This is a genomic window from Streptococcus sp. SK140 (genome assembly GCF_000259525.1).
Taxonomy (GTDB): domain Bacteria; phylum Bacillota; class Bacilli; order Lactobacillales; family Streptococcaceae; genus Streptococcus.
This window is the reverse complement of sequence record NZ_AJML01000024.1, coordinates 20,261-35,297: the sequence shown is the minus strand read 5'-3', so window position 1 is coordinate 35,297 and position 15,037 is coordinate 20,261. Positions and strand designations below refer to the sequence as shown.

Here is a 15,037-nt window from a genome sequence, read left to right as displayed (position 1 = left end):
CCTTCTTTCTAGTGTATTTTCTAGCGATTATATCGGAAAAATTGTACAATCAACCATGTCGCTATTATCTATCAAATCATGTCCTGCTTCTAGAACATTCTCTAGAGTAATTTCCTGCAAAAGTTTAGGAAGGTCAAACAGGGTCGAACCTGTCTTAGTTGGATGATACTGAGTGGCAATATATTCTAAGAAATCCATACTATGAAGAAATTCTCCATACATCTCAGTTTTTACAATATCCAAGTGATCCTCAGTGACATCCTCATCTTTCATAAAATTACGAATAGCTTTACGAAATTGATGAGAAAGTGCCACAGGTTCCTTTGTATCCATTGTTAATATCACAAAATGGAAACGATGATCCACTTCTATTTCTAGAGACAAGGAAGCATCCAGTTTACCAGACTCATATAATCTTTGAAATCTTTGTGAAGTCCAACCAAACATCATTGTAAACAACAATTTCAATAAAAGATGATAACGATATTGATCTCGATTTCCGATTTCTTTATTCCCTCTAATACCGATCGCTAATTTTGGAGAAGCAACGTCCATCCGTAAACTTTCAGTAGTCTTTACATGATGTAAAGATATTTGTTCTCTTTTAAACTCATATTTTTTTTCTTGCAGATAAGATTTCTTAGCAAAATAATCTTCAAGAAGTTCAAGTTTAAAATTACCGACCAAAAAGATATTACTATTGACAGGTCTGTAAAACTCTTTAAAGTTCTCTTTTAAATCCTCCAAACAAATAGCATCAATAGAGTTTTCACTACCAACAATATCTGAAGCTAAAGGACTTTCTGGATAGAGATTTGCCAAAGTCTTGAAAAATAGACAAGAATCCGGATCATCCTGATACATCTCTCTTTCCTGCTGAATGATATCCTTTTCGCGCTCCACAGATTCTTCAGTCATATTGAAAGTAGTGACAAGTTCTTCTAGCAAATCTAAACACTCTAGAACATTTTCAGAAGTCGAGAAAAGATAGTTAGTGTTCGTAAAGCTCGTAAAGGCATTACTTTCAGCACCCAACTCTGTAAAAGCTGCCATAACATCTCCAGAATCTTCTCTTTCAAAAAGCTTATGTTCTAAGAAATGAGCGATTCCTTGTGGATATTGTTGTAAGTCATTACCATCCACTGTAAACCTTGTGTCAACAGAACCAACTTGGACACTTACAACGCCATAAACCTCGTTAAAGTCCTTTTTAGGTAGTAAAGTAACTGTCAAACCATTTTCTAAGCTAGTTTGATACAAAGTTTCTTTTACAGCAGGATAATATTTCTTTTGAAAAGTAGGTCTGGTCATTCTGCTCCTTCCATAAAATAAATAGCCTGCAACTTAAAACTGTTTGCTGCTTCACAAATTGCTTCTCTATCAACTTGTTCAAGCTTATCGATTAAAATTTTTGTGTCAAGATTCGCCTTCCCAAAAAAAGTTGACAGATAATATTTATCGACAATAGAATCTTGATTATCCTGAGCTAGTAGTAAAGATCTACGAATCATTTGTTTGGTCTGATCAATCTCCTTATCTGTAAACTTGCCATTTTTTATGTCAAGCAACTGATGATTCATCAATTTTCTTACCTTGTTTCGATTTTGCCGATCAATTCCAGCAAACAATCGTAAAAATCCACTAAAGAGATCCAAATGACTTGATACCGTATAGGCCAGTCCTTCTTTTTCTCTCACTTGGGTAAATAGTTTCGAATGAGGAAAGGCTCCTAAAAGACCATTGACAAGAAGCACTGCCATCTGTTCTTCATCACCATATGCCACTGAACTATGGTAGCCCATCTCTAAAACAGACTGTCCTAATCTCTTTCTAACAATACCTTCTCTAAAAATATTAGAATAGGGTTGCTGATATTGAATGTTTACAGCTGATTTACGACCTGTTAAAGGAAATTTATGTAAAAACTCTAAAACTTCAATTTCATTAAAATCACCCAAGAAGAAAATATCTATTTGGTCTTCTTTTAGCATTTTTTGATAGCTTGAAAAACATGTTTTTGAAGTCTCTTCTGAAATTCTAGAAATCAAATCTTTAGGAACTAGCTTCATTGATTCTTCTTGGAAAAACAATTGATCTAACTCTTTATGAGCAAAGAAGAATGGGTCTTCTAATTCTGATTCCAGCCTTGATAAGATCTGTTTTTTCTCGATGTCAAAAGCATTTTTCTCAAATTCATCCTCATCCGACAATGGTGTAAACAGAACCTGATGCAGTAATTCTAAAATTTGAGAAGTTAATACGTTTTTCTTACTTAAAAATTCATCACGCACATAGGTAATATTCAAATCCACAAGATGACTTTGTCCTCTTCGATAGGCGTGCGCTGACAAATCAGTTCCATACAAGGTTGCTAAACGTTTTCTAAACAGTTGAGCAGTTGGATAACTTTGGTTGGCAGTTTCAAGCATACTGGCACTTAACATGCGACTTGAAATTGAATCCAAAGACAATGGAGCTGTGAAACGCACAGTAATTTTATTAGTTTTAAATTTTTTTGATTGGATAAAATGCACTGTAATTCCAGGTACTAACTCCATCTCTTACCTCCTTCTACATAGAGTTCTATTATACCATGAAAAGAGAAAATTTTCTTGTTCTCTTTACCCCTTTTAGAATTAAAATCGCTTTCATTTCTAACGAATTTACCTCTGCCATTTCAAGGTAAAATATGGTATAATACCAAAGATTGAGGTGAACTATGGAATACAAATTATTTGAAGAATTTATCACTCTCCAAGCTCTCTTGAAAGAACTTGGTATTATACACAGTGGCGGAGCTATTAAATCCTTTTTAGCTGAGCATCATGTCTACTTTAATGGGGGATTAGAAAATCGTCGTGGGAAAAAAGTAAGAATCGGAGACTCTATCGACATTCCTGACATGAAAATCCAAATCATTCTGACGCAACCGAGCTTAGAAGAACAGGAAGAATATCTCCAAGAAAAACTTGAGAAAGAACGTGTGGCTAAACTTGTCAAAGAAATGAATAAGACGGTCAAAAAAAAGCCAACAAAAAAGACCCCGAAAGCTAAAACAAAAACTGCACCACGTTTCCCAGGTAGATAAGTATGTGGCTAAAAAACTTATCCATCAAGCAATTTAGAAACTATCAGAATACCGAAATTGAATTTAATCCTAAATTAAATGTATTTGTGGGTCGAAATGCTCAAGGCAAAACTAATCTTCTGGAAAGTATTTACTTTTTAGCTTTAACTAGAAGTCATCGGACAAAGACAGACAAGAATTTAATCCGATTTGAAGAAGAGCAGCTTCAAGTTTCTGGAATTCTTCAAAAACGAACGGCTACTGTACCACTTGAGATTGACTTGACTCCAAAAGGTCGGATTACTAAGGTCAATCACTTAAAGCAAGCTCGGCTATCTGACTATATTGGACACATGAATGTTGTTCTATTTGCACCCGAAGATTTACAACTTGTCAAAGGAGCACCTGCTATCCGACGTAAGTTTATAGATATGGAGCTAGGGCAAATCAAACCCATATACTTGTCAGACTTGTCAAGCTACAACCATGTGCTCAAACAAAGAAATACCTACTTAAAGTCAGCAAATCATATCGACGAAACATTTTTATCTGTTCTCGATGACCAGCTAGTCGACTACGGTTGTCGAGTGATGATTCACAGAGCAGAATTTATCAAAAAAATGGAGTCTTTTGGTCGTGAAAAGCACTTTGATATCTCAGACCAATTGGAAGAGTTGTCAATACGTTATCAACCATCTGTAAACTTCACTGGCAAGGAACATCTAGCAGAATCTTTCTATACAGCACTTCAAAAAAGTAGAGCAAGAGATTTATTTAAAAAGAATACTGGAGTTGGTCCTCATCGGGATGATATGATTTTCTTGATCAACAGTATAGATGCGAGTTTTGGCAGTCAAGGACAGCATCGTAGCCTTGTCCTCTCTATCAAACTAGCTGAAATCGAGTTGATGGAAAACATCACCAAGGAAGCGCCTATTCTTTTACTTGACGATGTTATGAGTGAACTTGACAATAATCGTCAACTTAAATTATTAGAGACTATCTCTCATAACATTCAAACCTTTATTACTACCACTAGTTTAGAGCATCTTCAAAACTTGCCTGATAATCTCAGTGTATTTACAGTAAAAGATGGTCAATTATCTGTAAACTAATATTTACAACATTGTAAATAAAAAATCTCCTGTTCAACAGGAGATTTTTTATTACATTGAGTAGTTTGGTGCTTCATTTGTGATTTGCACGTCGTGTGGATGGCTTTCTTTTAGACCAGCACCTGACATTTCGATAAATTGAGCATTGTCATGCAATTCTTTAAGGTTAGCAGCACCACAGTAACCCATACCAGAACGGATACCACCAATCATTTGGAAGACAATATCAGCTGCTGCACCTTTATAAGCAACACGACCTTCAATTCCTTCTGGAACAAGTTTGTTTGCTTCATTGACAGAACCTTGGAAGTAACGGTCGCTTGAACCCTTCTTCATAGCAGCGATTGAACCCATACCGCGGTATGTCTTGAACTTACGTCCTTGGAAAATTTCAGTTTCACCTGGAGCTTCATCTGTTCCCGCAAACATTGATCCAAGCATTACTGCATTTCCACCAGCAGCAAGAGCTTTTACAATATCTCCAGAATACTTGATTCCACCATCAGCGATGATTGTTTTGCCATATTCACGCGCAACTGCTGCCGCATCATAGATAGCTGTAACTTGTGGAACTCCGACACCTGCGATAACACGAGTTGTACAGATTGAACCTGGCCCAATACCAACTTTAACAACGTCAACTCCTGCGTCATAAAGGGCACGAGCTCCTTCAGCAGTAGCGATATTTCCGGCAATCAATGTACGGTCTGGGAAGTGCGCACGGATTTCAGCGATTTTACGGAGAACCCCTGCAGAGTGACCATGAGCAGTATCGATGACAATTGCATCTGCTCCCGCTTCAAAGAGGGCTTCTGCACGTTCAAATGTGTCAGAAGTAACACCTACCGCACCTGCAACTAGAAGGCGACCAAACTCATCTTTTGCTGCATTTGGGAATTCAATTACTTTTTCAATATCTTTGATTGTGATCAAGCCAGAAAGACGACCTTCTTCATCAACCAAAGGTAGTTTTTCAATACGGTGTTCTTGAAGAATGCTCTCAGCTGTTTTTAAATCTGTACCAACTGGTGCAGTAACCAAGTTTTCGCTAGTCATGTGTTTTGAAATTGGTTGGTTGTAGTCAGAAATAAAGCGAAGATCGCGATTTGTTAGGATACCAACCAATTTACGATTTTCAAGAGTTTCAACCACTGGAACACCACTGATACGGTAACGTCCCATGAGTTCATCTGCTTCTGCAATTGTATGCTCTGGAGTCAAGAAGAATGGATCAATGATAACACCATTTTCAGAACGTTTTACCTTACGAACTTCATCTGCTTGTTGAGCAATTGACATATTTTTATGGATAACTCCAAGACCACCTGCACGAGCAATAGCAATAGCCATTTGGCTTTCTGTTACAGTATCCATGGCTGCTGTAATAATTGGGATATTTAAAGTCAAATTATCTGCCAATTTTGTTGTTAAATCCGCATCATTAGGCAATACATGACTCTCTGCTGGAATAAGCAATACATCATCAAAGGTAAAACCTTTTTTCAAAAATTTAGTGTCCCAATTAGACATTGAAGTTTCCTCTTTTCTTTCTTTTTGAGCTTGACGCTTTTTGTATTGTATCTATCATACCATTCTATGAAAATTTGTCAATTATATTGATAATAGATAATGTAAAAAACTATCCCTTTAATTTTAAAGAAGAGATAGTTTTAGAGTTCGTATTTTATCTATTAATGAAAGTAATTTAGACCCATTGCCGATTTTACTTCTGATAGCGTTTGGCCAGCAACTTCTCGAGCTTTTTCACTACCTTTTTGTAACATATTATACACTTCACCCATATCTTTAGCATATTCTAGGCGACGTTCACGGATTGGACCAAGTTCACGTTCTAGGATTTCAAGTAGATACCGTTTTGTCTTAACATCACCTAGACCTCCACGTTGATAATGCTCTTTCATGTCAGCAATTTCTTGAGAATCTTCAGGACGTCCGAATACGTCTAAGTAATGGAAAACCATATTTCCTTCAATCTTACCTGGATCCTCAACACGAATGTGATCTGGATCTGTATACATACTCATTACTTTCTTACGCAAAGTATCTGCATCATCTGACAAGTAGATACCATTATTAAGCGATTTAGACATTTTGGCATTTCCATCAAGACCAGGTAAGCGACCTGCTCCTTCATTTTCAGGATAAATTCCTTCCGGTTCTACTAAAACATCACAATTATAGGCATGATTGAATGAACGCACAATCTCACGCGTTTGTTCAATCATCGGTTTTTGGTCTGTACCTACAGGAACATAGTTAGCCTTAAAAGCTGTGATATCTGCTGCTTGAGCAATTGGATAAACTAAAAATCCAGTTGGAATACTTTCTCCAAATCCTTTCTGAGCAATTTCTGTCTTTACAGTAGGATTACGCTCCAGACGAGCCAAAGACACTAGATTCATGTAATACATAGACAACTCTGCCAATTCTGGAATTTGACTTTGAATGAAAATCGTTGATTTGTTAGGATCCAATCCCACTGCAAGATAGTCCAAAGCAACATTCCCAATAGACTCTACAATAGTTTGTGGATCTTTTGCATGGTCAGTTAAAGCTTGCTGGTCAGCCAAAAAAACAAACATGTCATATTTATCTTCTTGCTGTAATAAGACACGATTTTTTAAGCTACCAACGTAGTGCCCAATATGTAATTTCCCCGTTGGACGATCTCCTGTTAAAATAATGGGTTTATTCATCTTATTCTCCTTTGATATGGTCCTTTCAATTATAGCATTTTTTTGATAAAAAGACAGGTAATTTTTTTTATCAAATAATTACGATTTCAACTCCTTAACTGTAAATTATCTGTAAACTCCCTTTACAAATAATTGACAGATAAAAATTTGAATATTTGCTGATTTTCTAGTAGAATTAGAGTATTACATATAATAGGAGAAAAAAATTGCTAACAGTATCTGATGTTTCACTACGTTTTAGTGATCGCAAACTTTTTGATGAGGTCAACATCAAATTTACAGAAGGAAACACATATGGTTTAATTGGTGCTAACGGTGCAGGTAAATCAACATTTTTAAAAATCTTAGCTGGGGATATTGAACCTACAACTGGTCATGTTTCTCTTGGACCTGATGAACGTCTTTCTGTGCTTCGTCAAAATCACTTTGACTATGAGGATGAACGTGTTATTGATGTTGTTATCATGGGTAATGAAAAACTATACAACATCATGAAAGAAAAAGATGCTATCTATATGAAAGCAGACTTTACTGATGAAGATGGAGTTCGTGCAGCTGAGCTTGAAGGAGAATTTGCTGAACTAGGTGGTTGGGAAGCTGAGAGTGAAGCTTCACAACTCTTGCAAAACTTGAATATCCCTGAAGATCTTCATTACCAAAATATGAGTGAACTCGCAAATGGAGACAAAGTGAAAGTACTCCTTGCTAAAGCTCTATTTGGTAAACCAGATGTCCTTCTTTTGGATGAGCCGACCAACGGTTTGGATATCCAATCTATTACTTGGTTAGAAGATTTCTTGATTGATTTTGATAACACCGTTATTGTTGTGTCCCATGACCGTCACTTCTTAAATAAAGTATGTACTCACATGGCCGACCTTGACTTTGGAAAAATCAAACTCTATGTCGGAAACTACGACTTCTGGAAAGAATCTTCTGAGCTTGCTGCTAAATTGCTAGCAGACCGTAATGCTAAAGCAGAAGAAAAAATTAAGCAACTCCAAGAATTCGTTGCTCGTTTCTCTGCTAATGCTTCTAAATCAAGACAAGCAACATCACGTAAGAAAATGCTTGATAAGATTGAACTTGAAGAAATTGTGCCATCTAGTCGTAAATATCCATTTATCAACTTTAAAGCTGAACGTGAAATCGGAAACGATCTCTTGACAGTAGAAAATCTATCTGTCAAGATTGATGGCGAAACTATTCTTGACAACATCAGCTTTATCTTGCGTCCAGGTGACAAGACAGCTCTTATCGGTCAAAACGACATTCAAACAACTGCATTGATTCGTGCTATTATGGGTGATATTGACTATGAGGGAACTGTCAAGTGGGGGGTTACAACTAGTCGCTCTTACTTACCAAAAGACAATTCAGCTGATTTTGCTGGGAGTGAATCTATCCTTGACTGGCTCCGTCAATTTGCAAGTAAAGAAGAAGATGACAATACCTTCTTGCGTGGTTTCCTTGGCCGTATGCTCTTCTCTGGAGATGAGGTTAACAAACCTGTAAACGTCTTGTCAGGAGGAGAAAAGGTGCGCGTGATGCTATCGAAACTCATGCTTTTGAAATCAAATGTTCTAGTACTTGACGATCCTACTAATCACTTAGATTTGGAATCTATTTCAAGTTTGAACGATGGATTGAAAAACTTCAAAGAATCAATCATCTTCGCCAGTCATGACCATGAATTCATTCAAACATTGGCTAACCACATTATTGTCCTATCTAAAAACGGTGTAATCGACCGTATTGATGAAACCTATGATGAATTCTTAGAAAATGCTGAAGTACAAGCAAAAGTTAAAGAACTTTGGAAAGACTAAATAATACTTTAAAACTCAGTTGGATTAACCAACTGAGTTTTCTATCATTCTATGAGGTAACATGAAAACATTTTTTAGAAACTATTGGACCTATTTTATTTCTTTCATCATTCCCCTAGTAATTATGTTCGGAGTCTATCTTTCTCAATGTATCTACTGGAACAGTGATACTTCACCTTTATTAGGGGATGGATTTCATCAATATGTTATTTTTGATCTTAATCTTCGTAATATTTTACATGGGAGTGATAGTCTATTTTATACTTTTACCAGTGGTCTAGGTCTCAATTTTTATGCCTTGTCCAGTTATTATCTTGGTAGTTTTCTATCACCTCTTGTTTATTTTTTTGATGTATCAAGCATGCCAGACGCAGTTTATCTATCAACCTTGTTGAAATTTGGTTTGATAGGTCTGTCAACCTTTTTTAGCTTGAGTAAACTATTTAAAAATATACCAGCCCCACTTAGATTAGCTCTATCTACCTCATATGCTTTAATGAGCTTTACAGTTAGTCAACTTGAGATTAAAACCTGGTTAGATGTTTTTATTTTAATTCCCTTAATTTTAACTGGTTTACATCTACTCGTAGCGGAAAAAAAACGGATTCTATACTTTACAAGTTTGTCAATATTATTTATCCAAAACTACTATTTTGGTTATATGACTGCCCTGTTTTTGGTAGTTTGGTATTTTTGCCAACTTTCCTGGGATTTTAAAAGTCGCAAGTATTCTTTCCTTGATTTTTTCCTAACATCCTTACTCGCTGGTTTAATAAGTTTCATCATGACACTCCCAACCTTGTTTGATTTAAGAACTCATGGTGAAAAACTAACCGCTATTACAAAAATAAAAACAGATGCCAGTTGGTATCTAGATCTATTCGCTAAACAATTCATTGGTGCTTTCGATACAACTAAATATGGTTCCATCCCAATGATTTTTGTTGGCCTCCTTCCTTTTATCTTAACAATTGTATTCTTTACATTAAAATCAATTAAGTTTCACGTGAAACTATGCTATGCAACTCTACTCATTATCATCATTGCTAGTTTTTATCTAGAAGCCTTAGATTTATTTTGGCAAGGAATGCACGCACCAAATATGTTTCTTCATCGCTATGCTTGGATTTTCTCTACTCTCTTGATTTATATTTCAGCAGAAGTTTTAAATAGATTTAAGGATATTAAATTATGGAATATTTTATTCTCAATGACCTTCCTTTTATTTGGCTATCTGGCAACCATTTATTTTAAAAATCATTATTCATTTCTAACTAAATTAAATATACTCTTAACGATTGAATTCTTAGTGGTATACTTACTGTTATTATTAGCACTTATTAAAAAACTGATTTCTCTAAAAATCTTTTCAATCCTTATTTTGATCTTTACAATAAGTGAAATTAGTTTTAATGCTTCATCTCAACTAAATGGAATTACGAAAGAATGGGGATTTGCTTCTCGTAGTACCTATGATAAAGATATTCCAAGTATGGAAGCTATTTTGGAGTATACCAAACAGCAGCCAGATACATTTACACGAACTGAAAAGTTACAAACTCAAACTGGAAACGATAGCATGAAATTTAACTACAATGGCATCTCACAATTTTCATCTGTTCGTAATCGTTCTGCAAGTACAACGTTAGATAAGTTGGGTTTTAAATCTTCAGGTACCAACCTTAATCTTCGTTATGCAAATAATACTATCATTGCAGATAGTTTATTTGGAATCAGCTACAATATTTCTGAAACCTATCCAGATAAATATGGTTTTCATCCAAGCTATCAAAAAGATAATCTAACCCTTTATAAAAATCAATTCGCTCTCCCAATTGCTTTTGCTACACAGTCTCTTTACAAAGATGTCACTTTTAATGACCATACTCTTGATAACCAAACTCAATTTTTAAATCAAATTTCTGGCTTTAATGAAGAGTACTTTTATTCGATAAATCATTATACAGACTCTGATGACAATGTTGTCAATCTAAACGGAACTGATACTGAAGATGCAACTATCAGCTACAGCATTGAAGTACCTGATAATAGTCAGGTTTACCTTTCCATGACCAAGCTAAATTTTTCAAATGATAAGAAAAAGCAAGTTGACATCATTGTCAATGGTGAAAAAAAATCCTTTAACACAGATAATGTTTTTACATTTTTTAATCTTGGATATGCAGAACATAAACAAACTTTTGATATCCAGATTAAGTTCCCAGGAAATGCTCAAGTATCATTTGAATCTCCAACTTTCTATCGCTTAGATACTAAGAAATATACGGAGGCTATACGCAAAATAAAAGAAAATCCAGTAGAAGTGAGCTCTTATAAAAATAAAGTCACTGTAAATTATAAGGTAAAGAATGAGACATCGATCTTTTTCACAATTCCTTACGACCGAGGATGGTCTGCTTACCAAAATGGTAAAAAAATACAAATTCAACAGGCACAAACTGGATTTATGAAAATTGATGTTCCTGAAGGTGAAGGAACTATTACCCTTTCCTTTATTCCAAAAGGATTTGTTGCTGGTGCAAGTTGTTCTCTTATAGCCATTATTGTCTTTATTTTTTATGATATTCAAAGAAAAAAATATTCTAGATAAAAAAACAATCGACCGAATTGGTCGATTGTTTTTAGTCTTCTTCAGCTTTTTTAGGTTGATAGGCTAGCATTCCTAAAGCAACAAAAATCATTATTGTAAAGATAAGGAAAATAATCTGACTATGAATATTACCTGTCATAGAAATGGTTTGTCGAAAACCTGAAACTGAATAACTCATAGGTAACCATGGATTAATAGTTTTAAAGAATTGATTCGTCAAAGCTAAAGGATAAGTTCCTGCACTTGATGCTAATTGAAGGAGTAATAAAATTAAAGAGAAGAAGGCGCCTAGGCGAGAATTCCAGGTTGTCAATGCTGTTACCATCGCCATGAAAGCAAGGCTGGTTAAAATGATCAAAGCTAAAGTTTTGAATTCGTGAACTGCAGTAAGTCCAATTAAATGTACTCCACCATAAACTAATACTCCTGCCAAACCAGCAATGATACCGTTAATTTCAAAGCGAGACTTAAACCAAGCCCAGCGACTTTCTGGATGGCGCCCAGAAGGCAATTTAGCAAAAATCATATTAGTAGAAATAGCCGCAACAAAGAGAGCAACTGATATCATATATGGAGCCATGGCAATTCCATTAACTGCTACTTGATCCGTATCAGTTTTTGAAAGACTCAAAGGATCAGCCAGTAAGTCTGCATTTTTTGGTTCAGTTGAAGCCTTATTCAATTGTTTATCAGCATCTGTCAACCCTTGATTTAATTGACTTGAACCATCACTTAATTTTCCGAGTCCTGATTGTAAAATTTCAGATCCTTGAGCAAGTTGATCTGCTCCACTAGCTATTTTTTCAGAACCATTAGCCAGTTGATTTGCTCCTGAAACTAGCTGGTCTGATTTATCAGCTAATTGTTGAGAACCCGCTTGTAATTGATTAAATCCAGCAGTTAAATCTGATGTTTTATTGTTTACTTGGTTGACACCTGATGCAAGTTTATCAATTCCTGTTGTTAATTCTGGCCCATTCGCTGCTAATTTAGCAGTAGCACCTGTCAATGTAGAAGATTTTTCTGTCAACTGATTAGAGCCTTGTAGCAACTTATTGAAACTTCCTGTCAAGTTCGAATTTTTCGAACTCAACTGACTTGCTCCTAAAGCTACTTGGTCTACAGATTTTGTATAGCTGTCAATACCAGATGCAAGAGTTTGACTAGCTGGCAATAACTGACCATCAATTGCTGTTTGAACCTGTGTTAATCCACTTGACAAACTTGTCAATGTTGAAGAAGCAGTTGGTAATAATTGACTTGAATGATTCTTTAATTGAGTTAAACTATTTGTTTGAGTGGTTACATTTTCTAAAGAAGATTGTAACGTTTGAACTGTAGTTAAAATTGTTCGTGCTGACTCACTGGCAGAAGATGATGGATTAGAAACCACAGAAGTTATCTCTGCCTGTTGGTCAGGAGTTAAGCTTTGATAAGCACTAGTAGATTGAATAGCTGATAAAGTAGTTTCTTTTTCAGATTGATTTGAAGTAATGATGCTCTGTGCTGAATTTGCAATCGTTGATAGACTACTAGAAAGCTGGTTTGTTACTTGTGTTATCTCTCCACTATCTGCTGTTTGAATATTTTGAATAGCTTGATTAAATTGCTCTAAACTAGTTGCTAATTGTTTAATCTGATCTTTCTGTTGGTTTGCCCCATCTAATTGAGTAGAAAGTTCTTGAATACCTTGATTAAGTTGTGTTAGTCCTGTACGTAGAGTCTCTGATTTAGTAGAAATCTGATTTGCACCTGATGATAGACTTTGAACTCCATTTGTATAAGTATCAATACCAAGTGAAAATTGATTTAATCCTGAATTAAGTTGAGAAACACCACCTGTATAGGCTTGTGTGCCTGCATCAAGTTGAGTCAATCCTGATACCAGTGCCGGTGTCTGTGAATTCAGTTGGTTTAATCCATTATCAATTTGTGAAATAGCGCTGGTATATTGATTTAAACCAGTATTAAAATTACCAAGACCAAGATTTAACTGATTTACACCAGCTGTATAGGTTCCTAAACCTGTAGATAATTGATCAGCACCATTAGAAAATGTGAGACTCGATTGAGCTAGGGTTTGAAGATTGGTTGTTAAGGTTTGACTCCCATCCGAAAGTTGATTCGAACCATCAGCCAACTGTAAACTTGCATTTGCCGCTTGAGATAAACCAAGTTTTAAATCACCCATCTTCTCAAATAAAGCTTTGGTATAAGATTGAGTAACATTAGTAGCCACAGTCTGTTTGATTTGTGTCATGGCAGAATCACTCATCTTGCTTGCAATAAAACTATGACCACTTGATGTCTGATAGTCAATCTTCATCTGTTCAGGATGATTTGTAAGGATAGAAGAAGCTTTCTCAGAAAGATTACTTGGCAACGTTACAACCATATAATAATCTCCATCCCGCAGTCCTCTTTCTCCCTCACCTTCATCTACAAAATGAAAATCCAGGCTATTACTATCTTTTAAATTAGACACCATGTCTTCACCAATAGTGAGTTTTTCATCATTATAAGTAGCAGCTTGATCCTTATTAACAATTGCTACAGGTAACTCCGAAAGTTTACCATATGGATCCCACATTGATGATAAGAAAATGATATTGTAAAGAGCTGGAATTAAGGAAATTCCTATCATGACAATAATAAATGTCGGTTTTTTAAAGATTGCTTTCCATTCTTTAAACATATTGTCTCCTTTTTTAAACTACTTGTCTAAATTTTTGATATAATAGATTATACATAAAAAAATTAAAAAGACAAGATAAAAAAACTATTTTTGAACACATTGTCTAAAAATGTTCATCTGGAGGGAACATGCAAGAGAGTAATAAACGATTAAAAACCAAGCGCATTATCGAAAATGCTATGGTAGAATTATTGATGGAACAACCATTCGATCAGATTACAACTGTTAAATTAGCACAAAAAGCTGGAATTAGCCGCTCCAGTTTCTATACTCATTACAAAGATAAATACGATATGATTGAACATTACCAAAGTAAACTATTTCATACCTTCGAATATATCTTTCAAAAACATGCTAATCACAAACGAGATGCCATTCTAGAAGTATTTGAATACTTAGAATCAGAACCACTTCTAGCAGCTCTTTTATCTGAAAATGGAACCAAGGAAATTCAAAATTTCTTGAGAAATAAACTTCACATCCTACTGAGCACAGACCTTCAAAAACGTTTTATGCAACTCAAACTAAATGAAGTAGAATTAGAATACAGTAGCGTCTACCTAACAAATGCTCTCTTTGGAGTCTGTCAAACCTGGATTGCCCACGGAAAAAAAGAAAGTCCACAAGAAATCACGGACTTTTTAATGAAAATGTTAGGGGATACAAATTAATAAAAAGCTCTATAATAGTTATAGAGAATCAACCCCCTATGGATATTATGGAGCCTATTTTGTTGTTCTTATTAGGCTAATACTAATGCAATACAATTTCCTTAGTTTTATTTTCGGACACAAATCATTATCTATCCGTATGTTAGGTATGCCTCCCCTCATTACATCGGACAAAGAATCAAAAAAAGGAACACCAAATTAGTGTTCCTTTCATCCGACTCCGCCAGTAGGACTCGAACCTACGACATCATGATTAACAGTCATGCGCTACTACCAACTGAGCTATGGCGGATTAAATAGTCCGTACGGAATTAGAACCCGTGTTACCGCTA

The 15,037-nt window shown here is 35.4% G+C and carries 10 protein-coding genes and 1 tRNA gene; 5 read left to right on the top strand and 6 right to left on the bottom strand.

Annotated features, from left to right (window positions below; translation table 11 throughout):
* Positions 1 to 27: 27 nt before the first annotated feature.
* Positions 28 to 1,311 carry an EF-P 5-aminopentanol modification-associated protein YfmH gene (yfmH, locus tag HMPREF1116_RS06690; RefSeq protein ID WP_000197955.1) on the bottom strand — a complete coding sequence of 428 codons (1,284 nt, stop codon included), beginning with the start codon at positions 1,309 to 1,311 and terminating at the stop codon, positions 28 to 30.
* Positions 1,308 to 2,558, bottom strand: coding sequence for an EF-P 5-aminopentanol modification-associated protein YfmF (gene yfmF / locus HMPREF1116_RS06685; protein ID WP_000424581.1), 1,251 nt, complete (start codon positions 2,556 to 2,558; stop codon positions 1,308 to 1,310). Before yfmF ends, yfmH begins: the two co-directional genes overlap by 4 nt.
* A 161-nt stretch (positions 2,559 to 2,719) precedes the next feature.
* Here yfmF and yaaA point away from each other — a divergent pair, with 161 nt between their 5' ends.
* Together yaaA and recF are read left to right on the top strand one after the other, a co-directional pair.
* Entirely contained in the window at positions 2,720 to 3,088 is a 369-nt protein-coding gene (gene yaaA / locus HMPREF1116_RS06680) for a S4 domain-containing protein YaaA (RefSeq protein WP_000455869.1), read from the top strand.
* A gap of 2 nt (positions 3,089 to 3,090) precedes the next feature.
* Entirely contained in the window at positions 3,091 to 4,182 is a 1,092-nt protein-coding gene (gene recF, locus HMPREF1116_RS06675) for a DNA replication/repair protein RecF (RefSeq protein WP_000266314.1), read from the top strand.
* 51 nt (positions 4,183 to 4,233) lie between these two features.
* On the opposite strand, the gene guaB is transcribed toward recF, so the two are convergent.
* A complete protein-coding gene (guaB, locus tag HMPREF1116_RS06670) occupies positions 4,234 to 5,712 on the bottom strand; it encodes an IMP dehydrogenase (protein ID WP_000073399.1) in 1,479 nt (492 codons plus the stop codon).
* 161 nt (positions 5,713 to 5,873) lie between these two features.
* On the bottom strand, positions 5,874 to 6,899 hold the full coding sequence (gene trpS / locus HMPREF1116_RS06665) for a tryptophan--tRNA ligase (protein ID WP_001039668.1): 1,026 nt from the start codon (positions 6,897 to 6,899) through the stop codon (positions 5,874 to 5,876).
* A 206-nt stretch (positions 6,900 to 7,105) separates the two neighbouring features.
* Between trpS and HMPREF1116_RS06660 the strand changes: the two genes are divergently transcribed.
* Both HMPREF1116_RS06660 and HMPREF1116_RS06655 read left to right on the top strand, forming a co-directional pair.
* Positions 7,106 to 8,728: an ATP-binding cassette domain-containing protein gene (locus HMPREF1116_RS06660; RefSeq protein WP_000958799.1), complete on the top strand. Its 1,623-nt coding sequence runs from the start codon at positions 7,106 to 7,108 to the stop codon at positions 8,726 to 8,728.
* Between the two features lie 61 nt (positions 8,729 to 8,789).
* Positions 8,790 to 11,339, top strand: coding sequence for a YfhO family protein (locus HMPREF1116_RS06655; RefSeq protein ID WP_000846610.1), 2,550 nt, complete (start codon positions 8,790 to 8,792; stop codon positions 11,337 to 11,339).
* Positions 11,340 to 11,370: 31 nt separating this feature from the next.
* Here the strand turns inward: HMPREF1116_RS06655 and HMPREF1116_RS06650 are convergent, their stop codons facing one another.
* Positions 11,371 to 14,034, bottom strand: coding sequence for a YhgE/Pip domain-containing protein (locus HMPREF1116_RS06650; RefSeq protein WP_000472054.1), 2,664 nt, complete (start codon positions 14,032 to 14,034; stop codon positions 11,371 to 11,373).
* 128 nt (positions 14,035 to 14,162) lie between these two features.
* Between HMPREF1116_RS06650 and HMPREF1116_RS06645 the strand changes: the two genes are divergently transcribed.
* Complete coding sequence (locus HMPREF1116_RS06645; protein WP_001158257.1) at positions 14,163 to 14,705, top strand: TetR/AcrR family transcriptional regulator; 543 nt, start codon at positions 14,163 to 14,165, stop codon at positions 14,703 to 14,705.
* Positions 14,706 to 14,923: 218 nt separating this feature from the next.
* Here the strand turns inward: HMPREF1116_RS06645 and HMPREF1116_RS06640 are convergent.
* Positions 14,924 to 14,997: transfer RNA gene (locus HMPREF1116_RS06640), tRNA-Asn, on the bottom strand.
* Between the last annotated feature and the right edge of the window lie 40 nt (positions 14,998 to 15,037).